Source organism: Streptomyces durocortorensis (genome assembly GCF_016901035.1).
Taxonomy (GTDB): Bacteria; Actinomycetota; Actinomycetes; order Streptomycetales; family Streptomycetaceae; genus Streptomyces; species Streptomyces durocortorensis.
Window position 1 is genome coordinate 38,421 of sequence record NZ_JAFEUF010000012.1, and the last position, 23,408, is coordinate 61,828.

20 protein-coding genes and 1 pseudogene are annotated in these 23,408 nt (G+C 72.3%); 12 read left to right on the top strand and 9 right to left on the bottom strand.

Going from position 1 to position 23,408, the window contains the following annotated elements; all coding sequences use genetic code 11:
• Window positions 1-64: 64 nt before the first annotated feature.
• Both JS521_RS37440 and JS521_RS04520 read right to left on the bottom strand, forming a co-directional pair.
• Window positions 65-328: pseudogene (locus JS521_RS37440) on the bottom strand (DUF6397 family protein); the annotation flags it as partial.
• A gap of 109 nt (window positions 329-437) precedes the next feature.
• Entirely contained in the window at window positions 438-860 is a 423-nt protein-coding gene (locus tag JS521_RS04520) for a roadblock/LC7 domain-containing protein (RefSeq protein ID WP_205081408.1), read from the bottom strand.
• Between the two features lie 142 nt (window positions 861-1,002).
• Here JS521_RS04520 and JS521_RS04525 point away from each other — a divergent pair, with 142 nt between their 5' ends.
• A complete protein-coding gene (locus JS521_RS04525) occupies window positions 1,003-1,431 on the top strand; it encodes a PPOX class F420-dependent oxidoreductase (RefSeq protein ID WP_205081409.1) in 429 nt (142 codons plus the stop codon).
• A gap of 23 nt (window positions 1,432-1,454) precedes the next feature.
• Here JS521_RS04525 and JS521_RS04530 read toward each other — a convergent pair whose 3' ends face one another.
• Window positions 1,455-2,111 carry a GTP-binding protein gene (locus JS521_RS04530; RefSeq protein WP_205081410.1) on the bottom strand — a complete coding sequence of 219 codons (657 nt, stop codon included), beginning with the start codon at window positions 2,109-2,111 and terminating at the stop codon, window positions 1,455-1,457.
• Window positions 2,112-2,453: 342 nt separating this feature from the next.
• Between JS521_RS04530 and JS521_RS04535 the strand changes: the two genes are divergently transcribed.
• The 5 genes from JS521_RS04535 to JS521_RS04555 all read left to right on the top strand — a co-directional run bounded on the left by JS521_RS04535 (window position 2,454) and on the right by JS521_RS04555 (window position 7,332).
• Window positions 2,454-2,816, top strand: a complete 363-nt coding sequence (locus JS521_RS04535; protein ID WP_205081411.1) for an ArsR/SmtB family transcription factor — start codon at window positions 2,454-2,456, stop codon at window positions 2,814-2,816.
• The gene (locus tag JS521_RS04540; RefSeq protein WP_307847770.1) at window positions 2,800-5,616 is read left to right on the top strand and encodes an HAD-IC family P-type ATPase; all 2,817 of its coding nucleotides are present in this window, start codon (window positions 2,800-2,802) and stop codon (window positions 5,614-5,616) included. Before JS521_RS04535 ends, JS521_RS04540 begins: the two co-directional genes overlap by 17 nt.
• A gap of 87 nt (window positions 5,617-5,703) precedes the next feature.
• Window positions 5,704-5,868 (top strand): Sec-independent protein translocase subunit TatA, encoded by a 165-nt coding sequence (tatA, locus tag JS521_RS04545; protein WP_205081412.1) that lies wholly within the window; start codon window positions 5,704-5,706, stop codon window positions 5,866-5,868.
• Between the two features lie 229 nt (window positions 5,869-6,097).
• Window positions 6,098-6,673 carry a TerD family protein gene (locus JS521_RS04550; RefSeq protein WP_205081413.1) on the top strand — a complete coding sequence of 192 codons (576 nt, stop codon included), beginning with the start codon at window positions 6,098-6,100 and terminating at the stop codon, window positions 6,671-6,673.
• A 59-nt stretch (window positions 6,674-6,732) separates the two neighbouring features.
• Window positions 6,733-7,332 (top strand): class I SAM-dependent methyltransferase, encoded by a 600-nt coding sequence (locus JS521_RS04555; protein ID WP_205081414.1) that lies wholly within the window; start codon window positions 6,733-6,735, stop codon window positions 7,330-7,332.
• 72 nt (window positions 7,333-7,404) lie between these two features.
• On the opposite strand, the gene JS521_RS04560 is transcribed toward JS521_RS04555, so the two are convergent.
• Window positions 7,405-8,310 carry an oxygenase MpaB family protein gene (locus JS521_RS04560; protein WP_205081415.1) on the bottom strand — a complete coding sequence of 302 codons (906 nt, stop codon included), beginning with the start codon at window positions 8,308-8,310 and terminating at the stop codon, window positions 7,405-7,407.
• 218 nt (window positions 8,311-8,528) lie between these two features.
• Between JS521_RS04560 and JS521_RS04565 the strand changes: the two genes are divergently transcribed.
• The gene (locus tag JS521_RS04565) at window positions 8,529-9,389 is read left to right on the top strand and encodes a hypothetical protein (protein ID WP_205081416.1); all 861 of its coding nucleotides are present in this window, start codon (window positions 8,529-8,531) and stop codon (window positions 9,387-9,389) included.
• Window positions 9,390-9,459: 70 nt separating this feature from the next.
• Here the strand turns inward: JS521_RS04565 and JS521_RS04570 are convergent, their stop codons facing one another.
• Entirely contained in the window at window positions 9,460-9,642 is a 183-nt protein-coding gene (locus JS521_RS04570; protein WP_205081417.1) for a tail-anchor membrane protein, read from the bottom strand.
• Window positions 9,643-9,743: 101 nt separating this feature from the next.
• Complete coding sequence (locus JS521_RS04575; RefSeq protein WP_205081418.1) at window positions 9,744-10,829, bottom strand: fatty acid desaturase family protein; 1,086 nt, start codon at window positions 10,827-10,829, stop codon at window positions 9,744-9,746.
• Window positions 10,830-11,086: 257 nt separating this feature from the next.
• On the opposite strand from JS521_RS04575, the gene JS521_RS04580 reads away from it, so the two are divergent.
• The 5 genes from JS521_RS04580 to exaC all read left to right on the top strand — a co-directional run bounded on the left by JS521_RS04580 (window position 11,087) and on the right by exaC (window position 19,368).
• Window positions 11,087-14,068 carry an SCO1167/SCO6262 family helicase gene (locus JS521_RS04580; protein WP_205081419.1) on the top strand — a complete coding sequence of 994 codons (2,982 nt, stop codon included), beginning with the start codon at window positions 11,087-11,089 and terminating at the stop codon, window positions 14,066-14,068.
• Complete coding sequence (locus JS521_RS04585) at window positions 14,065-15,498, top strand: SWF or SNF family helicase (RefSeq protein ID WP_205081420.1); 1,434 nt, start codon at window positions 14,065-14,067, stop codon at window positions 15,496-15,498. The genes JS521_RS04580 and JS521_RS04585 overlap by 4 nt, the downstream gene beginning before the upstream one ends.
• Window positions 15,499-15,762: 264 nt before the next feature.
• On the top strand, window positions 15,763-16,347 hold the full coding sequence (locus JS521_RS04590) for an N-acetylmuramoyl-L-alanine amidase (RefSeq protein WP_205081421.1): 585 nt from the start codon (window positions 15,763-15,765) through the stop codon (window positions 16,345-16,347).
• 107 nt (window positions 16,348-16,454) lie between these two features.
• Window positions 16,455-17,714, top strand: a complete 1,260-nt coding sequence (locus tag JS521_RS04595; protein ID WP_205081422.1) for a GAF domain-containing protein — start codon at window positions 16,455-16,457, stop codon at window positions 17,712-17,714.
• Between the two features lie 130 nt (window positions 17,715-17,844).
• The gene (gene exaC, locus JS521_RS04600) at window positions 17,845-19,368 is read left to right on the top strand and encodes an acetaldehyde dehydrogenase ExaC (protein ID WP_205081423.1); all 1,524 of its coding nucleotides are present in this window, start codon (window positions 17,845-17,847) and stop codon (window positions 19,366-19,368) included.
• A gap of 349 nt (window positions 19,369-19,717) precedes the next feature.
• Here the strand turns inward: exaC and JS521_RS04605 are convergent, their stop codons facing one another.
• The 3 genes from JS521_RS04605 to JS521_RS04615 are packed head-to-tail and all read right to left on the bottom strand — an operon-like array spanning window position 19,718 to window position 23,255.
• Window positions 19,718-21,280 carry a hypothetical protein gene (locus tag JS521_RS04605; RefSeq protein WP_205081424.1) on the bottom strand — a complete coding sequence of 521 codons (1,563 nt, stop codon included), beginning with the start codon at window positions 21,278-21,280 and terminating at the stop codon, window positions 19,718-19,720.
• Window positions 21,277-22,410, bottom strand: a complete 1,134-nt coding sequence (gene grrM, locus JS521_RS04610) for a cyclophane-forming radical SAM/SPASM peptide maturase GrrM/OscB (RefSeq protein WP_205081425.1) — start codon at window positions 22,408-22,410, stop codon at window positions 21,277-21,279. The genes JS521_RS04605 and grrM overlap by 4 nt, the downstream gene beginning before the upstream one ends.
• Complete coding sequence (locus JS521_RS04615) at window positions 22,407-23,255, bottom strand: hypothetical protein (protein WP_205081426.1); 849 nt, start codon at window positions 23,253-23,255, stop codon at window positions 22,407-22,409. The genes grrM and JS521_RS04615 overlap by 4 nt, the downstream gene beginning before the upstream one ends.
• Window positions 23,256-23,408: the final 153 nt, after the last annotated feature.

Sequence of the window (23,408 nt, forward strand, 5' to 3'; positions counted from 1 at the left end):
CCACACGGGCGTGGGGGAAGCCGGGTGGCTCCCGCGGGGGCGTTATCGCCCCCCCCCCCCCGGGGGGGGCCCCCCCCCCGGGGGGGGCGACGACGGCGACCAGCCCCAGGTGCACCGCCAGCTCCAACTCCGCACGCCGGATGCCCAGCTCCTGGGCCGCGCGCCCGGCCGCCACCGTCGCCGCCGGGGAGGCGGGCGAGGTGCGGCCGCCCCCGCACTCCGCCTCCGCGCTCGCGTCCCCGGCATGGGCACCGGCCCGCACACGCGTGCTTTCGCCCTCCGCGTCCTGGGCCCTGACGTGTGATCGGTGCACTTCCCTGACTGCCACGACTGTTCTCCCCCGTCGGCTCGAATACTCTCCGTAATGACGGTAGCCTGAAGGAGTCACTGCGCGTCAGCCCTGTGGATAACTCTCTAACGGCGACGAAAAGTGCAGGTCAGGAGGGCGAGAAGGGATCGATGCCCTCGGGCCCGCCCTGTCGGACGGAGACGCCGAGGTGTTCTCCGACCCGGTTGACGAGCAGGGTCATCTCGTACGCGACCTGGCCGACGTCGGCCTCGGCCGCGGTCAGCACGCACAGGCAACTGCCGTCGCCCGCCGCCGTCACGAAGAGCAGTGCCTCGTCGAACTCGACCATCGTCTGGCGGGCCCGACCCGCCCGGAAGTGGCGCCCGGAGCCGCGCGCCAGACTCTGCAGGCCGGACGAGACCGCCGCCAGGTGCTCCGCGTCCTCGCGTGCGAGCCCGGTGCTGGCCCCGGTGACCAGTCCGTCGTTCGACAGCACCAATGCGTGCCGTATGTACTGCACCCTGCTGGTGAGATCGTCCAGCAGCCAGTCAAGTCCCCGGTCAAGCGGCATGTGCTCGTCCTCCCCGTACCCTCGTTCCCCGTACCCCCCGCTACGCGCGTAAGCCTTGCGCAACGGATCCGTGGGGGCAAGCGTCCCTCACCTCCCGAGGTGCCGCTTCGCGCCATGCGGCGATCGGGCTCAGGATGGGCCCATGGCACACCACATGACCGATGAAGAATGGCGGGCCTTCCTCTCGGAGGGCACCCGCACGGCGAAGGTCTCGACGGTGCGGGCCGACGGCAGTCCGCACATCGCACCCGTCTGGTTCCTTCTCGACGGCGACTCGGTGGTCTTCAACACCGGCAAGGAGAGCGTGAAGGGGCGCAACCTCGCACGGGACGGGCGGGTCGCCCTGTGCATCGACGACGACCGGCCTCCGTACGCGTTCGCGGTGGTGCAGGGGCACGCCGAGCTGAGCGAGGACCCCGGCGAACTCCTGCGGTGGGCGACGCTGATCGCCGGCCGCTACGTGGAGGCCGACGCCGCCGAGGAGTTCGGCCGGCGCAACGGTGTGCCCGGCGAACTGGTCGTACGGGTGCGGATCGACAAGGTGGTCGCGATGGCCGACATGGCCGACTGACGGAAGGCCCCGGCGCCGGGTCGTCAGCCCACGGAGGCGAGGAGCCGGGCCGTGTGCATGCGCCCGGCATACTCGACCGTACGGATCAGGACTTCTTTCCCGGAGGCCCGGTCGCGGGCGTCGCACAGCACGACCGGGGTGCCCCGGTCGAGGTCGAGCGCCTGCGCGACATCGTGCTCCGTATGGTCGGGAGCGCCGGGGAAGAGGTTGACGGCGACGACGAACGGGATCCGCCTGCGCTCGAAGTAGTCGACGGCGGCGAAGCAGTCCTCCAGGCGCCGGGTGTCGGCGAGCACGACGGCGGCGAGGGCGCCCTCGCACAGCTCGTCCCAGAGAAACCAGAAACGATCTTGGCCCGGCGTGCCGAACAGATAGAGCGACAGGCCGGAGTGGACGGTGATACGGCCGAAATCCATCGCTACGGTCGTGGTGGACTTCTGTTCCACCCCGCCGGTGTCGTCCCGGTCCCGCCCGCTCTCGCTCAGCGTCTCCTCCCAGTACAGCGGACGGATCTCGCTGACCGAGCCGACCAAGGTCGACTTCCCGGCCCCGAAGCCGCCCGCCACGACGATCTTCAGGGTGAGCGCGATGTCCTCTCCGATCATGCTCCTGCCGACATCCCCGGAGCTGCGGTGGGTGGTGCGGAGGTTTTCGTCGCTGTCGACGGACTCGGAGGGCATGCGTCCCTTCTCTCTTCGGGAGTCACTTCGGACTGTCGGAGCACCGGCGTCGGGGCGGGCTTCAGGAATCGGGTCGGGGCGACAGCATGGCAACCGGTCGGCTTCGCTCGAGTGAGTTGATCGTTCTTGACCGAAGGAGCTTCGGCTTGGTTACTGCTCTTGCCGTATCCCGACCTCATTGCGTCTCTCTATAGACAGCCGGAGACGGGACGGTGGCGGGGCGGGCATCCCGTGCGAGCCGCAGGCCCTCCCGGGGCGGCCCCTACACTGGTCTTTTCGGCCGTCCGGAACGGGCAAGGGAGCCGGGTCCGGCTGACGGCCCGGGGACGAGGAGATACGAGCGTGTCGACAGGTTCCGGCGGCTTCCAGGATCCGCCCGCGGAGGTGCTGGCGGAGGCCGCGGCGGCGTTCGGGCTCCTGGCGACACCGGCACGGCTGCACATCGTGTGGGCACTGGCCCAGGGCGAGAGCGATGTGACCGGGCTCGCGGAGCGGGTGGGCGGGACGCTTCCCTCGGTCAGTCAGCATCTGACGAAGCTGAAGCTGGCAGGTCTCGTCCGGTCGCGCCGTGAGGGCCGACGCCAGGTCTATCTGGTCGACGACCCCGATGTGGTGACGGTCGTCCGGATCATGGTCGGCCAGTTGGCCGAACGCGCCGGGCACCACTCCCCCGAGCCTGTCCGCCTGCGTGAGCTCGGTGCCTGAGAGCAGTCCAGCCGCGAGCCCCGGACACATCACCGCCGGCACGCCGGCCTCCGTCGCCCCGTTCCCCGGCGCCGTGCCCACCGCTCTGCAGACGCTGCGTGCCCTCGACAGCGGGCCGCGCGGGCTGCTGGAGACGGAGGCCGAGGTCCGGCTCGGCAGGATCGGCGAGAACGTGCTGCCCGCCCGGCGGCCCGTGCCCTGGCCCCGCCGTCTCCTGCGCAGCCTCCGGGATCCCTTCACCTCCGTGCTTCTCTGCCTGGGCCTGGTGTCGGCCCTCGTCTCGGCCTGGGGAACCGCGTGCGTCATCCTGGCCCTCGTCGCGGTGAGCTGTCTGCTGCGTTCGGCCGAGGAGCACCGCGCCGACCGGTCGACTGCGGCGCTGCGCGAACTGGTGGCGACCACGGCGACCGTGGTGCGTCGCGCATCGGACGACTCCCCTCCCCGGGAACGCGAGGTGCCGGTCGCCGACCTGGTGCCGGGGGACGTGATCCGCCTGCGGCCCGGCGATCTCGTGCCCGCCGACGTGCAGCTGCTGCGCACCGACGGGCTCACCGTGCATCAGTCGGCCCTGACCGGGGAGTCGGCCCCGGTGGTCAAGCAGGCCCTCGACATCCCCGACCCCGCCCTGTCCGATGCCGGGCCGTTCGCGCAACCGCAGTGGTGTTTCCAGGGCAGCAGTGTCACCTCCGGCAGCGGTACGGCGGTGGTCGTGGCCACCGGCGGGGAGACGCGGTTCGCCGCCACCCATGACGGCCGGGCCTCACAGCGGGGCGCGAGCGCCTTCGACCGTTCGGTCCAGGGGATCTCCTGGACCCTCATCCGTTTCATGCTCCTGACCCCGCCCCTGGTGCTGATGGCCAACGCGGCGCTCCGGGGCCGAGGCCTGGAGACCTTGCCCTTTGCCGTGGCCGTAGCCGTGGGACTCACCCCGGAGATGCTGCCGGTCATCGTCACGACGACCCTCGCGCGGGGCGCGGCCCGGCTGGCCCGTACCAGCGGTGTGATCGTCAAACGGCTTCCGGCGCTGCACGACCTGGGGGCGGTCGATGTGCTGTGCCTGGACAAGACCGGCACGCTGACCGAGGACCGGCCGGTCGTCGCGGCGGCGACCGATGGTGCGGACCGGCCCGATGCCGACGTACTGCGGTGGGCGGCGGTCAACGCGCTGTGGACGCTCCAGCTGGCGGAGCTGCCCGCCCCCGACGCGCTCGACGAAGCGGTGCTGGACGCCGCCGAAGCCCTCGACAGAGGCGGGCTCGGCGCCGCCGACGCGCTCGGCGAGGAAGGGCCGGACGTCGCCGACACTGATGGTTCGTCCGCTGCCGGGGAGGTGGATCCGGACGCGTACGAGGGCGTCGCAGTGCTGCCCTTCGATCCGGTGCGCCGCGTCGCGACCGCCGTGGTGAGGCGGCCCGGCCGGCTCGGCGTCCACACCCTGGTCACCAAGGGCGCCGTCGAGGCCGTGCTCGACCGGTGTGACCTGGACCGGGACGAGCGCGACCGGTTGCTCGCCCTGGCGGACCGGAAGGCCGGATCCGGGCTGCGCCTGCTGGCCGTGGCCCGTGCCGACCGGGCGGCCCGGGCGGGCACGTACACCCCGGCGGACGAGCGGGGCCTGACCTTCCTGGGGCTGGTGGCGCTGCGGGACGTTCCGGCCCCGAGCGCCGCCGACGCGCTCGGGGTGCTCGCGCGGCGGGGGGTGAGCGTCAAGGTGCTCACCGGCGACCATCCGGGCACGGCGGCCCGGGCGTGCGCGGACCTCGGTCTGCGCCCGGAGGGCCGCACCGGCCCCGACGATGTGGTGACGGCCGAGGTGCTGGACACCCTGTCGGACGCGGAGCTGGTCGGGGTGGCGGACCGGGCCACGGTGTTCGCGCGCTGCACTCCTGAGCACAAGGCCCGGATCGTCACGGCCCTGCGCGCCGGCGGGCACACGACCGGCTTCCTCGGCGACGGCGTCAACGACCTGCCCGCCCTGCACGCCGCCGACGTCGGCATCTGCCCCCGCAACGCAGTGGACGTGGCCCGGGAGGCGGCCGATGTCGTGCTGGCGGAGAAGGACCTCACCGCGATCGACCGTGCGGTGCTGGCGGGGCGGCGCAGCAGCGGGAACATCGCCGCCTATCTGCGGATCACCCTCTCGTCGAACCTCGGCAATGTCATCGCGATGCTGACGGCCGGGCTGATGCTGCCCTTCCTCCCGATGCTCCCGGCGCAGGTGCTGGTGCAGAACCTCTGCTTCGACGCGGCGCAGCTGGCGTTCGCGTTCGACCGCCCGGCGGCCTCGGCCCTGCGCCGCCCCACCGTGCTGCGGCCGCGTGACTTCCTGCGCTTCATCACGGGTTTCGGCCTGCTCAACGCAGCCGCCGACCTCGCCACCTTCGGGGTGCTCGCGCTCGCCCTGCACAACGCGTCCGGGGATGGCGAGGCGGCGTTCCACACCGGGTGGTTCACGGAGAACCTGCTCACCCAGGCCCTCGTGATGATCCTGCTGCGGACCGGTCGCAGTGCCGCCGAACGCCGGGCGGGCGGGCCTCTGCGGGGAGCAGCGGCGGGTCTCGCCGCGGTCGGCGTCGCCCTCCCGCTCACGCCGCTCGGGCCGTTGCTCGGTATGAGCGCCCTGCCGCCCCTCTACTACCTCCTTCTCGGCTCCGTCCTGGGGCTGTACGCGGTCGGGCTCACGGCGGCCCGTCGCCGGTACGAGCGCCGCCACACCTGCCCGAAGCCGCACCGGACCGCGTACGGCAAGGAAGGCGGGAACGAAGGCGGCGTGTGCGGGAAGGGCGCGCCGGGGAGTTGAGGGGCGCTCGTTCCGACCACCGACATTAGTTGTACGGTTGCGCAATGCGGCAACTGTTGTTGCGTACCGAGAGAAGGGTGGGACCAGATGCTGCGCAACGGCCTGGAGCCCTGGCACCTGCTGATCCTGGCGGTCGTCGTGATCGCCGTCTTCGGCTCGAAGAAGCTGCCGGACACGGCCCGCGCGCTGGGCAAGTCCATGCGCATCCTCAAGAGCGAGGCCAGGGCGATGAAGGACGAGAACGCCCGCTGACCCCCACGGGCGCGCCCGGGCCGGGCGAGGGACCGGGCCTTCGGGCCGCTGCTCGGTTCATGGCTTGCGCAATCCGGGAACCCGGAGCGGCGCGTCGAGCGTTTGTACAGACAGCGGCCACAAGAGTGACAAGTGACAGCAGAACGGCACCGGTCTCCGGACCCGGACGCGGTGAAGCCGCAGGGTTCCGGATCGCAGGTGCGGACCGACGGAACACTGGAGGAAATTCATGGGCGTGACCCTGGCCAAGGGCGGCAATGTCTCCCTGTCGAAGGAAGCCCCCGGCCTGACCGCCGTCACGGTCGGGCTCGGATGGGACGTACGGACCACGACCGGGGCCGATCACGACCTGGATGCCAGTGCGCTGCTGTGCTCCGCGGCGGGCAAGGTCCTCTCCGACAGCCATTTCGTCTTCTACAACAACCTCAACAGCCCCGACGGTTCCGTCCGCCACACCGGCGACAACCTGACGGGTGAGGGCGAGGGCGACGACGAGTCGGTCGAGGTCGACCTGTCGTCGGTCCCCGCCGAGATCGAGAAGATCGTGTTCCCCGTCTCGATCCACGACGCCGAGAGCCGTGGCCAGAGCTTCGGTCAGGTGCGCAACGCGTTCATCCGCGTGGTGAACCGGGCCAACGGCGTCGAGCTCGCCCGTTACGACCTGAGCGAGGACGCCTCCACCGAGACGGCGATGGTCTTCGGCGAGCTGTACCGACACGGCGCCGAGTGGAAGTTCCGTGCGGTCGGCCAGGGTTATGCCTCCGGCCTGGCGGGCATCGCGTCGGACTACGGCGTCAACGTCTGACGGGTCGGGTCGGATCCCGGCGCTCGCACGCCGCGTGCGGTTGCGCGAGCATGTCCCCCATGACTGACGCCCACACCCATGTCCTGGACTTCTTCACCCCGCGTGCGGCCGATTGGGACAGCCGCTTCCCCGACGACGGCCCCGCCTATGCCGCGGCGGCCTGCCTGCTGGGGCTGCGGCCCGGCGATGCCGTGCTCGACGCGGGCTGCGGGACGGGGCGCGCGCTGCCCGCGCTGCGGGCGGCGGTCGGGCCGCAGGGCACCGTGCTGGGCGCCGACCTCACCCCGGCCATGCTGGAGGCGGCGGCACGGGCCGGACGTGGCGACAGCGGGACGCTTCTCCGTGCCGACGTGGCGCGGCTGCCACTGCGCGACGGAGCGCTGGACGCGGTGTTCGGAGCCGGGCTGATCTCACATGTGGCCCGGCCCGAGGCCGATACGGCGGAACTCGCCCGCGTGGTCCGGCCGGGCGGGGTCCTGGCGCTGTTCCACCCGATCGGCCGGACGGCCCTCGCCGCGCGCCACGGGCGCACGGTCACCGACGACGATCTACGGGCCGAGCCCCGGCTGCGTGAGCTGCTGGCCGGTGCGGGGTGGCGGCTGGAGTCCTACACCGACGAGGACGATCGCTTTCTCGCCCTCGCCGTCAGGCAGGTGTGAGGCCGGGCCGTCTCCGGCGGGCATCGGCCCGGCGGCAACGGCGTACCGGTCGGAGCGGTCGGAGCGGTCGCGTCATTCGGCGGGCGTCTGCGACGCCCCCCGGCCGGGCACCGGGCAGCCACGGACGCCCGGTGTGGGGAACGTGCCGAGCCCCGCGATCTCGTACCCGTCCGGATAGCCCTTGATCTCGGGATTCTGGCGCGCGTAGTGGGGCGCCCGCCGGGGCGGCAGGAGCCGGACGGCACGGGCCCGGAGCCGGAGCGCACCCCTGGTCACTCCGCGAGCGACCGGCCCCGGGCGGCGGTAGCGGAACGCTTCGAGCAGAGAGTCGTCCAGGAGCGCGAGGCTCGCCCCGCGCACCACCGGGGCGAGCGGGGCCGGATACCAGGACCCCATCAGCGCCAGGGTGGCGTCGGAGACCCGTCGGGCTCCTTCGTCCCAGCCGAAGTGCTCGTGCTCGTAGGCGTCGAGGGTGCGCTCGAAGTCGTCGTAGGTCTCCGGAACGCCAGTGATGCCCATCCGTGCGCCGAGCGTGCGGTAGTAGGCGGCGAAGGCGGCCCGCTCGTGGCAGCAGAGGCGTCGCCAGCCGAAACTGTCCAGCCAGCGCTTCGGGGTGACGACGAACGTGCACAAGACGTAGCGCATGTCGTCGTTGCTGATGGCGTAGCTGCGGTGCATCTGGTTGATCCGGCGGACGGCCGTGCGGCCTTCGTCGGTGTCGAAGCCGTGTTCCACCACCGTGTCGAGCAGCAGGGCGGTGTCGTCGTAGCGCTTCTGCGAGCGCTCCGTCAACTCCGCTGTCTCGTTGAGGAGTCGGCCGATGCTGGGCACGGCATAGGTGCGGTAGAGGGCCAGTTCGAGGGCGCGGGTGATGTCCCAGGGGAACTCGTAGGTGACGGTGAGGCGGTAGATCTCCAAGAAGTCCCGCTCGGGGTCCAGCCGCTGAATCTCTTTCAGCCGGTCGTACCGCTTCACCATGCTGTCCCCCTCGTTCGGCCCGATGGTCCAACCTTACGCGGAGGCCTCCGGCGCGCCCGGCCCTTCGCCCCCGCCTGACCCGGACGGGGCGGGCGCGGGTCCGGCTCGTCGCTGCTCGTCAGGGCCTCGACGAGGGGGTTACCGAGTAGTTAGGGTGCGCCGACGGACCGAGGGACGCAGGACCGGGCGATGGGCGGTTCCGCGATGAGGGATGAGCGATGAGCGATGGGGAGGACACCGTGGGCGGTGCGGATGATGCGGACGCCGATGACGCGCTGCTGGTGCTGACCGCGATGCTGCTGACGCCGGCGCGGTTCCCCAGCGTGCTGGGTGACGACTATGTGGCCGCGTGCGGCGCTCTCGCACTCGAACCGTACGAGGAGGGCTACGGGCTCATCCTCGGGCAGGACGGGGAGGGGGCCCGGTGGACGGTGGTCGTCGAGGACCCGTCCCAGGTGGCGGTCGCCATCGCCGCGTGGGACTGCGGCATGGAGCACGACCTCTCCCCCGACGAGCGTTCCATGGTGTGCGCCCTGCCGGGCTGGCCGATGGACCTGGCCGTCTCGGCACCCGGCGTCCCGGATCCGCACGATCCGGATACGGACGGGGAGGGCCCCGCGCCCCTCACCCCTCCCGACACGGAGGCCTGGGGTCCGGCGCAGCGACGGCTCGGCGCGGATGAGATCGCCGCGCAGTGGTCGGTGTGGCGCGAGCAGATCGACGAGACGCAGTTCCCGCAGCCGGGTGCGGCCGGAGGGGCGGAGACCGCCACCGGGGGTGAGGCGGAGAGCGCCGCCTCCGGGTCGCTCCGGCACCCCGGTGTTCGGCGGGCCCTGTCGGAGGCGAGCGCCTATACGGAGGCTCCGCCGCCACCCGGCCGGATCCGCTCCTCGTACGCCACCGCCGACGCACGCACGCTGCGCGTCGACGGCCCGGGGTGGTCGATGGTGGCCCGGACCAATGACATCGCCCTGTTCCTGCTGGACGAGGAGCCGGGGACGGTCATTCCCGTCGGCCGTGGAGACGCGCTGCCCGGCCTGCTCGCGGCCCTGGACGGGCTCGCCGTCCAGGGCCCGTGACGTCCAGGGTTTGTGACGTCCAGGGTTTGTGACGTCCTCGCTCAGCGTCCGATCTCCTGGACGTCCTCGGTCAGCGTCCGATCTCCTTGCGGTTGATCCTGCGGAGCCTGCGCCGCTGGGACGGGTCCAGCAGGAGATAGCCCGCCACGGGAACCCCGATCACGATCAGCAGCGCCCACCAGAATCCGAGCAGGGGCCACAGGATGGCTGCCGCGAGAACTCCCCCGACAGCGACCTTCGCACCATTCGACATGGTCCACGCCTCCTTCGCGGCCGGCGCCGCTCCTGTTGTGTGAACGCGTCCGCGCGTCCTTACGTTCCCCACGTTCCCGGGCGGCCGCGCCGCCCGGCGTACTACCGCAGCGGTTCACCGACGTCGTGCATGTGCGCCAGCGCCTGCCGGTAGGACTCGATGAGCCCGGTCTCCACGTACGGCATGCCGATGCCCGCGCAGTGCGCCCTGACCAGGGGCTGGGCAAGGCGCAGATGAGGGCGGGGCATGCTCGGGAAGAGGTGGTGCTCGATCTGGTAGTTCAGCCCGCCGAGGAACCAGTCGGTCAGAACGGCGCCGCGTACGTTGCGCGAGGTCAGGACCTGCCGCTGGAGGTGGCCCCAGCGCTCACCGTCGGGGTCGGGCATCTCCATCCCCTTGTGGTTGGGGGCGAAGGCCAGGCCCAGGTGGAGACCGAACAGCGCGTGCAGCACCAGGGCGAAGACGATCGCCTTGCCCGGGGACAGCGTGCTGAGCAGCAGCGTCGCGTAGAGGGCGACGTGCGCGGTCAGCAGCAGCGCCGAGACGGCCCGCTCCCGGAGGGGCTGACGGCGCAGGAACTGGAATCCGTAGATCTTCAGCGCGATGCCTTCGAGCAGCAGCATCGGGAAGAACAGCCGGGCCTGGTTCCTGGTCAGCCAGCGGGCGAATCCCTCCCGCTGCGCCGCCTGCTTCTGGGTCCAGACCAGGGCGCCGACACCGACATCGGGGTCCTTGTCGATGTGGTTGGGGTTGGCGTGGTGGCGTACGTGCTTGTCGTTCCACCACGCTTCGTTCATACCGAGCAGCAGATTGGCGTGTACGAGGGCGATCAGCCGGCTCGTCCGGCGGTCGCCGGATATCTGCGCATGACCCGCGTCGTGGGCGACGAAGGCCGTACGGGTCCACAGGACCGCCAGCGGCAGGGCGAGCAGCAGGCTCCACCAGGAGTCGCCCACCAGGACGAGGCCGGTGACCACCGCACCCAGGGCCAGCAGATTGGCGGCGATGCCGAGCACGTACCTGTCGGTGCGGCGCTCCAGCAGGCCCTGGTCCCTCACCGCACGCAGCAGCGGCGCGAAGTCGCTTCCGGCCGTTGCCCCGCGGGCGTCGGCCGGGCGGGCGTCGGCCGGGCGGTCGGGACCGCTTTCGTCGGCGGGGTCCGCAACAGTGGCTGTCGCCTGGGGCATGACGTCTCCGGTCTCTGGAACCTGTGCGCTGACCTCATCGAACGTACGGATCGGGGGCCGGTGGGAGCCATGGCGCCACCACCCTGGTCCCCCTGGGGCAGACCCCCGTATCCAGGGGTGGGGCTGGCTGCACCACCGAGACCGGAGGCGGAGCAGGAGTGATGCACGCCACAGATCCGCACGGCCTGTCATCGGGCGAAGTGGAGTACCCTCGGCGACTCCGCCCACTAGTCAAGTTTGAGGAATCAGACATCGCTGTGCACAGGCACCCCGCGGCAACGCCCTCCGAGATCGCCGAACTGTCCCGCTGCTCCGCGGTCTTCGTCCCCGCGGATCCGGCTCGTACCGGCAGGATCGCGTTCTGGGATCCGGACGGCAGCACCCCCTGCGACACCCCTGGGGCCGGGTCGGAGCTGACCGTGGTCGGAGCCGACCTGCGACCCCGTACGGTCCCGGCGCGGTTCCTTCCCGTGCGGGACGCTCTGCCGGTGCTGACCCGGGCACGGGCCGCCGCGCAGGCCTCGCCCGCCACCGCCTTCTGGGGCGCCGCCGCGCTCCTCGCTCTCCAGTTCGTCGCCCGCGGCCTGCTGCTGCCGGGGCTGAGCACCACCGACCATGACGCCTGGCGGATCGGACCGTTGAGCGCCGAGGACCTCGAACGGATCCGGGAGCTCGCGGCATCGATGCCGCCGACCGCGCACGCGACGCCCGTTCCGGACGGGGAGGGTGGAGAGGACGGGGAGGACGGGGAGCCGTTGCTGCCCGAACCGGAGCGCCTGCTGCGGGCGTTCCTCGATGCCGTGGCCGACGCGATGCCCCGTACCCCGCTCGTCGGGTTCGCCGCCGCCGGCCCAGCGCTCACCGCCCAGCAGCCCCAGCACCTGCCCGAGGGACGGGCCTGGGCGGCCGATGTGGCGGCCGGTCACGACGCGGGCGTACGGCTCTCGTTGCGTATCGAGGTCACGGGGGTGGCCGCGGGGCGGACCGGCGCGGAGCCGGGCTCCGACGCCGCCGCGGGAGCGGTGGGGCCGGGGTCCGGTACCGACGTGGCCGCGCCGTCGTTCCGTGCCGTGCTGCAGATCCACAGCGTCAGCGATCCCTCCCTGGTCGCCGATGCGGCCGAGGTGTGGGCGGGCGACTCGCGGACCGCGGCCGCGTTCGGGCCGGGGGCCCGGATGGACGCCCTCCTCACCCTGCGGCGGGCCGCCCGCGCCTGGCCCCCGCTGGCCCCGTTGCTCTCCGCCGCGGTGCCGGACGCGGTGGAACCTGCCGACGAGGAGATCGCCGAACTGCTGGGATCCGCCTCGCGTGCCCTGGCCGCCGCCGGTGTGCAGGTGCACTGGCCCAGGGAACTGGCCGGGAAGCTCACCGCGCGCGCCGTGATCGGCCCGGACGACGCGCACGACGCGCACGACGCGGACCGGGAGGGTGACGGGCAGGGGGCCGGGCCACGGGGGCGTACCGCAGGGGACACGCCCTCGTTCCTCTCCGCCGACGCCCTGTTGTCCTTCGACTGGCGGTTCGCGCTGGGCGACCGGAAGCTGACCCGCGAGGAGCTGGACCGGCTCGCCGAGTCCAGCAGGCCCATCGTGCGACTGCGCGACCAGTGGGTGCTCATCGACCCAGAGGAGGCGCGCCGGGCCCGGGAGGCCCGGGACCACAAGGTCACCCCGATCGACGCGCTCGGCGCGGTGCTGACCGGTTCGACGGAGGTGGACGGCCGTCGCGTCGAGGTGGCGGCGACCGGCTGGCTCCAGCAGCTGCGGGACCGGCTGGCCGACCCGGAGTCCGCCGCCCAGCAGTCGATCGGACAGCCCCAGAAGCTCACCGCGACCCTGCGCGACTACCAGTTGCGGGGCCTGAACTGGCTGAACACCATGACCTCGCTCGGCCTCGGGGCCTGCCTCGCCGACGACATGGGCCTCGGCAAGACGATCACGCTCATCGCCCTGCACCTGCACCGGCAGAGCGACCGGGACGCGGCAGGGCCGACGCTGGTGGTGTGCCCGACGTCGTTGATGGGGAACTGGCAGCGGGAGATCGAGCGGTTCGCGCCGGGCACCCCGGTCCGCCGCTTCCACGGCGCGTCGCGTTCCCTGGAAGGCCTGGTGGACGGCGAGTTCGTGCTGACGACGTACGGCACGATGCGCCTCGACGCGCCGCGGCTCGCGGCCGTGTCCTGGGGCATGGTCGTCATCGACGAGGCGCAGCACGTGAAGAACCCGCACTCGGCGACGGCCAAGCAGTTGCGGACGATCGGCGCCCGGGCCCGCGTCGCGCTCACCGGCACCCCCGTGGAGAACAACCTCTCCGAGCTGTGGGCGATCCTGGACTGGACGACGCCAGGTCTGCTCGGCCGGCTCGGTACCTTCCGTACGCGGTACGCCGCCGCGGTCGAGGGCGGCAACGATCCGGGCGCAGCCGAGCGACTCGCCGCGCTCGTACGGCCGTTCCTGCTGCGGCGGCGCAAGTCCGACCCGGGGATCGCGCCCGAGCTGCCGCCGAAGACCGAGACCGACCGGGCCGTGTCGCTGACGCCGGAACAGACCGTTCTGTACGAGGCGGTGATCCGCGAGACCCTGGCGGAGATCTCCGCCGCCGACGGCTTCGAGCGGCGGGGCCTCGTGATGAAGCTGCTGACGGCGCTGAAGCAGATCTGCAATCATCCGGCGCAGTACCTGAAGGAGGAGCAGCCGCGGATCGCGGACCGGTCGGGGAAGGTCGAGCTGCTGGACGAACTCCTGGACACGATCCTGGCCGAGCAGGGTTCGGTGCTGGTCTTCACGCAGTACGTGCAGATGGCCCGGCTGTTGGAGGAACACCTGGCCGTGCGCGGGGTGCCCACCCAGTTCCTGCACGGCGGTACGCCGGTGGCCCGGCGTGAGGAGATGGTGGCTCGCTTCCAGACGGGCGAGGCCCCGGTGTTCCTGTTGTCCCTCAAAGCGGCGGGCACCGGGCTCAACCTCACCCGCGCCGGTCATGTCGTGCACTTCGACCGCTGGTGGAATCCGGCGGTCGAGGCGCAGGCGACGGACCGGGCGTACCGGATCGGCCAGACGCAGCCGGTGCAGGTGCACCGGCTGATCGCGGAGGGCACGATCGAGGACCGGATCGCCGCGATGCTCGCCCGCAAGCAGGGCCTCGCGGACGCGGTGCTCGGCTCCGGCGAGGCGGCTCTGACCGAACTGACCGATGCGGAACTGGCCGACCTGGTCGAGCTGCGAGGGGGCGCACGATGAGCGACGACTACGGCTTCGAGGACGACGACGCGTACGGGGCGGAGTACGGGACGGACGAGGCGGACGCCTCGGGCGGGGTGGACGGCGGGGGCGACGACGGTGGTGCGTCGCGGGGCGGCCGGCGCGGACCGGAGCGTACGTTCGCGGCGCTTCCCCCGGCGCAGGGCCGGGGTTTCGCCACGTCCTGGTGGGGCCGGGCGTGGCTCAAGGCGCTGGAGGACACGGCGCTCGACGGCCAACAGCTCAAGCAGGGAAGGCGGCTGGCCCGGGAGGGCAGGGTCGGTGCGGTCTCCGTACGGCCGGGGCGGATCACGGCCGTGGTGCGGGACCGCGACGGCACGGCCCACCGCAGCGACGTCCTGCTGCAACAACTCGGGGCGGACGCCTGGGACCGGTTCCTGGACATGGCGGTGGACCGGGCCGGGCACATCGCGGCGCTGCTGGACCGGGACATGCCACCGCACCTGGTGGAGGACGCGGCGAGCGCCGGGGTCGAGCTGCTGCCCGGCATCGGCGATCTGGAGCCGGAGTGCACCTGCGGGACCTGGGACCACTGCCCGCACTCGGGTGCTCTCTGCTACCAGGTGGCGCGCTTGCTGGACGAGGACCCGTTCGTCCTGCTGCTGATGCGGGGGCGCGACGAGCGGCGGCTGCTGGACGAGCTCCAGGTGCGCAGCGCCGCTCGTGCGGTCCGGGACGGCGACGGCGGACCCCGGGAGGCCGACGACGGGCCGGAGCGGGGGGTTCGCGGGGTGCCGGCCGGGGAAGCGTTCGCGGCGGCCGGGATCCTGCCGCCGCTGCCCGCTCCCCCGTCGCCCCCCGACGCGCCGGGGCTCGGGCCTTCGCTGGACACGGAGACCGCACCCGCGCCCGGGATCGACCCGGCGGCGCTGGAAGTGCTCGCGGCCGACAGTGCGGTGCGGGCCCACCGGATGCTGCTGGACGCCTTGGCCCCGGGGCACGAAGGGCAGCCGATCCCGGCGGAGCTGACCCCGCAGCAGGACGCGGTGCGGCTGGCCGCGGACGCCCGGCCGGACGCGCGGACCGGGGCCCGGCTGGCCACGGAGTCCGGCCGCGCGCCCGTGGACCTGGACGCGGCGGTCCGTGCCTGGGGGTACGGCGGGGTCGCGGCTCTCGCCGTGCTCGACGAGGAGTGGACGCCGGACCCGGAGCAACTGGGGCGGGCCCGCGCCCGGCTCGGCGAGGCCTGGGAGGCGGGCGAGCGGCCGGTACTGCGGGCGAGCGGGCGGGCCCGCTGGACCGTGGCGGGCGCCGACCTCCAGCTCCGGCTCGACCGGGGCGGGCGGTGGTGGCCCTACCGCAAGGAGCGCGGACGGTGGGTGCCTGCCGGACCGGCGGACGACGATCCGGCGGGGGCGCTGGCGGGGGCCGATGACGGTGCGGCGGAGGCCCTGGCGGGGGCCGAATGATGGCGCGGCGGACGGGGCGGACACGAAGCATGCGGCGAACGTGACAGACGCGCGGATGTGACAGACGCGCGGGCCTGACAGACGCGCGGGCCCGGCAGGCGCGGCGGTGTGCGGGGAACCGGAGGCCCCGGGGGCTCGTCGTCTGCATCAACGGGGTTGATCCACAAGCCCGCGGGCTCACCGACTCGGCTCCGTGTCGCGCCCGCCGACCCGTCCCCGGGGCCGGCCCCGGTCGTGATCCCAGTCCCAGCTCCAGGAGTCCTGTTGCACCGTAGAAGGATCATCCAGTGCGCCGCCGCGACGACGGCGGCGGCCGTCCTGCCGTCGTCGGTCCGGGCCGTGGCGGCTCCGAACGGGCTCACCGACTACGCGACAGCCCTGTGGGCTCCGGCCTCCCCCGCCAACTACACCGTTCCCTCCCACCCTTCCGAGCGCCGGATCGACCGCGTCGTCATCCATGTCGCCCAGCAGTTGTTCACGCCGACCGCGGGCATCTTCCGCGATCCCTCCAAGCAGGTGTCGGCCCACTACGTCGTGCGCTCCGGCGACGGCCATGTCGCCCAGTGCGTGCGCGAGGGGGACATCGCCTGGCACGCGGGCAACTGGAGCTGGAACACCCGGAGCATCGGCATCGAGCACGAAGGGTGGGTGGACCGCCCGGAGTTCTTCACGGACGTCATGTACCTGCGGTCCGCCCGGCTGGCCGCGGACATCTGCGACCGTCACGGCATCCCCAAGGACCGCGAGCACATCGTCGGCCACCACGAGGTACCGGGCAGCGACCACACCGACCCGGGCGTCCACTGGGACTGGGAGCGCTACCTCCGGCTCGTCGGCGACGCCGCCTGAGCGTCCTCCCCCGCCACCCGTGGTGATGACTCTCCGCACCGAGGTTGTCGCGGAGGCCGACGGCGACGACGATGGGAGAGCACGACAGCCCAGGACGGGAGGGCGAGTTGACGGATCCCTGGGTGGCCCTGGCGGCGGACACCGACCCCGGAGAGCGGAGCGGAGCGCTCCGCCGCGCCCATGACGTGTTCACCTCGGCGGGGCGGCTGGAGCGGCCGGTCCGTGCGGTGGTAGGCGCTTCCTGGCGACGCTCGGCACGGGCGCGGGTCAGCCCGGACGACGCCCCCGTCGTGGAACTCGGCCCGGACGAGCTGGGTCCGTACCGGGCGGCGCATCCCCTGGCCCGTGCGATGCCCGTGATCCGCGAGCTGATGGGGGCGTACGCCACGGACGGGGAACATCTGCTGGCCGTCTGCGACGCCCACGGCCGCCTCCTGTGGGTCGAGGGCCACTCGGCGGCGCGGCGGGCGGCCGGTCTGATGAACTTCGTGGAGGGCGCCCGCTGGGCCGAGTCCGTGGCGGGGACGAACGCGCCGGGGACGGCCATCGCGGTGGACCGCCCGGTCCAGGTCTTCGCCGCCGAGCACTTCCTGCGCCCGGTCCAGCAGTGGACCTGCGCGGCGGCGCCGTTGCACGATCCCCGTACGGGCCGGGTGCTGGGAGCGGTGGACATCACGGGCGGCGACCGGCTCGCCCATCCGCACAGTCTGGCCTTCGTCCAGGCGGTGGCCCGGGCCGCCGAGTCGCAGCTCGCGCTGTTGACGCCGTCGTCCGCGTCCGATGCCGAGTCGGTGCGGCTCAGCGCGCTGGGCCGGGACGAGGCGCTGCTGGTGGCGCGCGGGCGGCGGCTGCGGCTCAGCCGGCGGCACAGCGAGATCCTGGTCGCCCTGGCCCGTCGGCCGGAGGGCCTGAGCGGGGACGAGCTGTTGGTCGAGCTGTACGAGGACGAGTCGGTGACCCCGGTGACGCTGCGGGCCGAACTCTCCCGGCTCCGGCGGCTGCTGGGGCCCGACCTGCTGGACTCGCGCCCGTACCGGCTGGCCGTCCCGGTGGACGCCGACTTCGACACGGTGACGCGCCGGCTGGGTTCGGGCGCGGTGGCGGCGGCGCTTGACGCGTACGCGGGTCCGCTGCTCCCGGGCTCCCGGGCCCCGGTGGTCGTACGCCTGCGGCGTCGGATCGAGGAGCAGTTGCGGGCCGCGCTGATCGCCCGGGGTGATCCGGGGCTGCTCGCCGACTGGGCGTACAGCCCGTGGGGCGAGGAGGACCTGCCGGTGTGGCGCGCGCTGGCCGCGGCGGTCCCGGTGGACCAGCGGGCGGCGTTGCAGGCTCGGGTCCGGGGACTCGACGCCGAGCAGCGCGGCTAGGTGCGGCGACCGCTCCCCTTCGTGCATCTTGTCGCGGCACCCGTGCAACGCCCTTGCAACGTCCCCGTACCTAGCCTCGCGCCGAGGGCCGTCCAACGGCGGGCGGCACCGGATCCGGGAGGCCACAGAGATGACCCGTTACGCTGCGCCGGGCACCGAGGGCGCCATCGTCACGTACGCGTCCCGCTACGACCACTGGATCGGCGGGGAGTACGTGCCGCCGGCCCGGGGTCAGTACTTCGAGAACCCGAGCCCCGTCAACGGCCGCGCGTTCACCGAGATCGCGCGCGGCACGGCCGAGGACGTCGAACTGGCCCTGGACGCCGCCCATGCCGCGGCTCCGGGCTGGGGCGCCACGTCCGCCGGGGACCGGGCCTCCGTGCTGAACAGGATCGCCGACCGGATGGAAGCCCACCTGGAAGAGCTGGCGGTCGCCGAGAGCTGGGAGAACGGCAAGCCCGTGCGGGAGACGCTGGCGGCCGACATCCCGCTCGCCGTCGACCACTTCCGCTACTTCGCGGGGGCCCTGCGCGCCCAGGAGGGTTCGCTCAGCGAGATCGACGACGACACCGTCGCGTACCACTTCCACGAGCCGCTGGGCGTGGTCGGGCAGATCATCCCGTGGAACTTCCCCATCCTGATGGCCACCTGGAAACTCGCCCCGGCGCTCGCCGCGGGCAATGCGGTGGTCCTCAAGCCGGCCGAGCAGACGCCCGCCTCGATCCACTACTGGCTGAGCCTGGTGGCGGATCTGCTGCCGCCGGGCGTCGTCAACATCGTCAACGGCTTCGGGGCGGAAGCCGGCAAGCCGCTCGCCTCCAGCCCGCGCGTCGCGAAGATCGCCTTCACCGGTGAGACCACGACGGGGCGGCTGATCATGCAGTACGCCTCCGAGAACATCAAACCGGTGACACTGGAGCTGGGCGGCAAGTCGCCGAACATCTTCTTCGACGACGTATCGAGCGCCGACGACGACTTCCTCGACAAGGCCCTCGAAGGGTTCACCATGTTCGCCCTCAACCAGGGCGAGGTGTGCACGTGTCCGTCGCGCGCTCTCGTCCAGCGCGGCCACTACGGCGCGTTCCTGGAGGCGGCCATCGCCCGCACCGAGCAGATCGTGCCGGGTCACCCGCTGGACACCGACACGATGATCGGCGCCCAGGCCTCCAACGACCAGTTGCAAAAGATCCTTTCGTACCTGGACATCGGCCAGCAGGAGGGGGCGAAGATCCTGACGGGCGGTCAGCGCATCGAGCACGGCGGTGAGCTGGAGGGCGGCTACTACGTCCAGCCGACGGTCTTCGAGGGGGACAACCGGATGCGGGTCTTCCAGGAGGAGATCTTCGGCCCGGTCGTGGCCGTGACGTCCTTCACGGACTTCGACGATGCCATCAGCACGGCGAACGACACCCTGTACGGGCTGGGAGCCGGGGTCTGGACCCGTGACGTCAACACCGCCTACCGGGCGGGGCGCGGGATCAAGGCGGGCAGGGTCTGGACGAACTGCTACCACGCGTATCCGGCCCACGCCGCGTTCGGCGGCTACAAGCAGTCGGGCATCGGGCGGGAGAACCACAAGATGATGCTGGAGCACTACCAGCAGACGAAGAACCTTCTGGTGTCGTACTCGCCGAAGAAGCTGGGCTTCTTCTAGAGCCTGAAGTCGGTTGCCTGGAGGCGCCGTCACGCTCCAGGCAGTCCGGCTCCGGATGTCACACCAGGTAAGCGACAGGGTGCTCATGTCGATGGTCGACCCGCACGAGGACCGCCCCCCGGAGCAGCCACGGGCCGGACCCTTGTCCGGGATGATGCAGACGACCGACTACCCGGCGGACTGTCAGTGCCGGGCATACCTGCCGACATGCACTCGCACACCGGGTCACCGGCGGGAACGCGAACCACCGCACGCGGTTCGAGCCGGTCGTCGCCCTCGTCGAACGCTGTTTCAACCGGCTCAAGCAGAACAAGGCCCTCGCCAACCGCTACGACTAACGAGCCCGCCACTATGGCCGGGCCGCCGCGATCCGGCTCCAGCCGACGAGGGCGCTCAGGGCGAAACACAGGTGGGAGCGGGGCGACGTCCCCGTCTGCGCACGGACCAACTCACCCACGAGGTCGGGGTCCAGGAGCGGCGCCAGTGCCGAGGCGTCGGTGTCGGCCAGGCTCGCCAGCAGCTCGCTCCGGCTCCGCAGCGGCGCTTGGTCTACGTAGAACGGCGTGCTCGGCAGGGCGGGTCCCCTCAACCAGAAGCGGAGCGGGGGGCGGCGCGAGGTGGTGGCGCCGTAGCGCTCCTCGGGGTAGCGCAGCAGCGCCGGACACAGCAGGCCGATGGCCCAGCGGTGCCAACGGTCGCCCAGCTTCCAGTCACGGGGCATAGCCTGAACGGCGTCGCTCCAGTCGGGGGCGAACAGGGGCACCCGCCAGCGGCTGAAGGTGCCGATGGCCGCCAAGTTGGCGGCGATCTTTCGATGCCCGTACTGGGTGCGGAAGAACGCCTCTGACGCCCCGAGCAGCGTGCCCCGCATGGCGCCCACCGGCAGCGCCGCCCGGATCCGCTCCATGAGGGCCTCCGGCTCGAGGGCCTCACGAAGTTCGCCCGCGAGCCGATCCCGCTCGTCCGGCAGGAAGGGATGCCCGCCCGCGCGTTCGAGCAGACGGGCGGGAGCCTGCGCAGCCGGCCGGGTGGCCCACAGAAACGCCCGCCTGCCCACCGCGGGCAGATGGTAGGCCCTGGCCAGCTCACCGTGATAGCCGAAGAGCACCGGCTCGGTGCCGCCCGCCTCCGCGACGTGCGCCATCCCCGCCCAGTTGCTGATCGGAAGAAGTCCGTCCGAGGCCGCCGTGATGCCCTTGGCGCTGGCCATGAGCGCGGACTCGGAAACGACGTGCACCTGGTGGGGCAGGCCGAAGTCCCGAGCGATCGCCAGCGCGACGGTGCGGTCGAACGAGCCGGCCACTCCGGAGATCAGCAGACGCGGCTTGATCCCGTCGGCCAGGAGGGCGGCGAGCAGTAGCCGGGCGTCGAGGCCACCCGACATCGAGAGGGCGCACGGGATTCGCGCAGCGTCCCGGACCGCGGCGCGCAGCGCGACGAGGGCGGTTCGGGCGGCGACTGTCGGCGGTCCGGGCTCGCGCATCAAGGGTGGCACCGTCACCAGGTCGGCCCGTAGGCGGGACATGGTGACTACAGCCCCCGCCGGTACCCGGAGGATTTCGCGGTCGAGCGTGGCGTCACCCAGCGGATGCCCGTGGACCAGGTGATCGGCCAGGGCTGGGGCGTTCCAGCGCGGCGCGCGTCCCGCGAGGGTGAGCACGTCCGTGACGCTCGCGCCGTGGGCGCGGCTCGTGACGGTGTCGTAGTAGTGAGCCACGGCCCCCGAGCGGGAGGCCACGATCAGGTCCCTGTCGGGGAATTCGGCGGTGACCACGAAGTGTCCCGGCAGATCGACCAGAGCCGCGACGCGGGAGGCATCGGCCGGACCGTCGGCGAGTGCGGCACGGACGGCGTCCTCGGTGGCCGGAGGGCAGTCGCCGCGGACAGTGATCCTGGGCGCCGGCGTGCTCACCGGCGCGCCGTTTCGAGCTCGTCCAGCACGACGTCGGCGACGGCCATGACCCCGAGCGAGCAGAACGCGGTGCGGGTGGCGGCCATGTTTCCGCACTCGGCCCATTTGTTCGCCGGAGCGCCGCCGCCGCACACCGCGTAGTAGGAGCAGGACCGTTCGCAGCCGGCCCGTCCGCGGTCGATGTCCGACGCCAGCAGCCGGAAGCTCTCCGGCCAGCGGTCGAAACGGAAGCCGGGGTCGTTCACCTGGCCGATCACGAAGTCCCGGTATCGCTCGCTCATCCAGCCGAACAGTTCCGGGGAGAAGGACGACACCCGGCCGTCGGCTCCGACGGTGACGATGGACAGCGGTTCGTTCTGCGTGTTGCGGACGGGCAGGGCGTGGTGCAGGACGTGCCGTCGCATCGCCGCGAGTTCGCGCACCTCGACGCCCGTCTCCTTCGACCACCGGGCGACGCGGTGCAGGAAGGCCCGGTACTCCTGCTCGAAGCCGTCTGCCCGGTGCAGACCGGAATCGTTGCCCCCTTCCGTCTCCTCGGGGTTCAGTCCCAGCGAACGGGGGGCGAGCTCCGCCATGAAGTCCAGGTAGGCCCCGGTGTGCGCGAGCGTCGCCGGGGTGACGACAGAGATGACGTCGTAGCTCAGTCCCGCCCCCACCAAGTGGGACACGCCCTTGAGTGCGCGGGCCAGGGTGCCCGCCCCGCTGCGGGTGCGGCGGTGCGCGTCATGTACCTGTGCGGGGCCGTCGAGGCTGACGCCCACGCGCACCTCCTCGTGCTGCAGGAAGTCTGCCCACGCACTGTCGAGCAGCAGGCCGTTGGTCTGGAGCGAGAACGACAGCCGAGTGCGGTCCCCCAGGGCTCGCCGCAGCAGTGCGTGGGCCTGGGAGTAGAACGATCTCGGCACGGTGAGCGGTTCACCGGCGTGCCAGCGGACCTCCACCGCTGGTGCGAGCAGGCCGCTGTCGGCGAGTGCCCGGGCCGTGGCGCGCACGATGTCGAGGGGCATCACGGTCCTCGTGAGCCGGTCAGGCAGGTAGCAGTACGCGCAGTCGATGTTGCAGAAGCCGGTGGACTGCAGCACCACCTGCCGTATCGGGCCGGGCGCGGCCGGGCGCCGCGGCGCGTTCATCGGGCCTCCCGCACCAGCGGGGCCACGGTCAGCCGGTTGGCCGTGAGGAAGGAGACGTCCGGCAAACCCTCGTTGTTGGTGGCGCCGTCATGGAGCACGTCCTGGGTGTTGACGAGGTACGCCTGGCCGGGTCTGAGCCGCACGCGCAGCACCGGGTGGGTGGGGAAGGCCGAGAAGAAGGCGTTCTTCAGGGCGTGGCTGGTCTGCGGTACCACGCGGTCGGTCGCCGCGAGCATCAGCGCCAGGTCGGCCGTGCGGAGGTTGACGAAGTGGACGTACCGGTCGGTGAACCCCAGGTTGGCGACCGTGAGGAGGAGGGAGCGGTGCCGTTCGGTCAGCGGGAGCTCCTCGTGGTTGTCGAGGTGAAGACCCATGAAGGTGCGCTGCTCATAGTTGTACGCGGTCGAGACGAGGCCGGAGCCGTGGACCACGCTGTCGCTGGCCCCCTGACGGGTGCTGCGTGCGCCGACGCAGGACCCGACGGCGTCCAGCACACGCTCACGGACCCGGCCAAGGACCGCGCCGCGCCGCCCCGCCTGCTCGTTCGCGTCGCCCTCGCGGGCTGCCGCGAGCACTGGCAGCAGTTCGCCACGGCAGGCCTCCAGCGAGTCGGTGTCCAGACCAAGCACGGTCAGCATCCGGTTCAGCGGGGTGGCCGGTGCGGGATCGAGTACCTCCCACTCGGCACGGACGAGGGCACGCCAGTCGTCCTCGGGGACGACGGCCGTCGGGTCTGCCGCCGTCCCGGGGACATCAGCCAGCCGACGCGTTCCCGAACTGATCATGACGTCCGACGGGTGGAAGGCATCACAGCGGACGGAGAGGGTGATTCCGGTGGTCAGCATGCGCACTCCAGCTCTGGAAGCCCCCGGGGGGGGGCCCCCGGGGGCCCGGGGGGGGCCGGGCGGGGGGGGGGGGGCGCCCCCCGCGCGGGCCCGCGGCGGGACGCCGCAGGGGGGGTGGTTGGGGGTGGGTTAAGGGAGAAGAGAGCCGAAGGA